Source organism: Neobacillus paridis (genome assembly GCF_016765675.1).
GTDB lineage: Bacteria > Bacillota > Bacilli > Bacillales > Cytobacillaceae > Neobacillus > Neobacillus paridis.
Genome location: NZ_JAESWB010000204.1, coordinates 1 through 519 on the forward strand (window position 1 = coordinate 1; position 519 = coordinate 519).

Genomic DNA, 519 nt, shown 5'->3' on the forward strand with positions numbered 1-519 from the left:
AGCAGTTCCTCAACCCGGTTCACTGGATGCTCGGCGATCTGCGACAGCACACAGCGCAGGTAGGCTTCGGGATCGAGGCCGTTGAGTTTGGCCGAACCAATCAGGCTATACATGGCAGCGGCACGATGTCCGCCCGCATCCGACCCGGCGAACATGAAGTTCTTGCGTCCCAGCGACACCGCTCGCAACGCCCGCTCCACGGCATTGTTGTCGATTTCCACGCAACCATCCCTGGCGAAGACGTTCAATGCATCCCACCGGTTGAACGCATATTGAATTGCTCCGGCCAATGGCGCTTTCGCCGACAGCGTTGGCAGCAAGCTGTTCAACCAGCGGCGCATGTCATCGAGCAGCGGCTGGGTTTGCGCGATGCGAATTTCACGCCGCCGCTCAACTGGCTGGCCGCGAATCTGGGCTTCGATCGCATACAGCATACCTATGCGCCGGAGCGCCTCGCCGGCAATAGGCGATGGATGCGACTGGCTGATGTCGTAGAACTTCCGGCGCACATGCGCCCAG

At 60.9% G+C, this 519-nt stretch carries 1 protein-coding gene; it reads right to left on the bottom strand.

What is annotated here, in order from left to right; translation table 11 throughout:
- The coding region (gene tnpC, locus JK635_RS14685) for an IS66 family transposase (RefSeq protein WP_202654704.1) at positions 1 to 519 on the bottom strand (519 nt) is incomplete at both ends.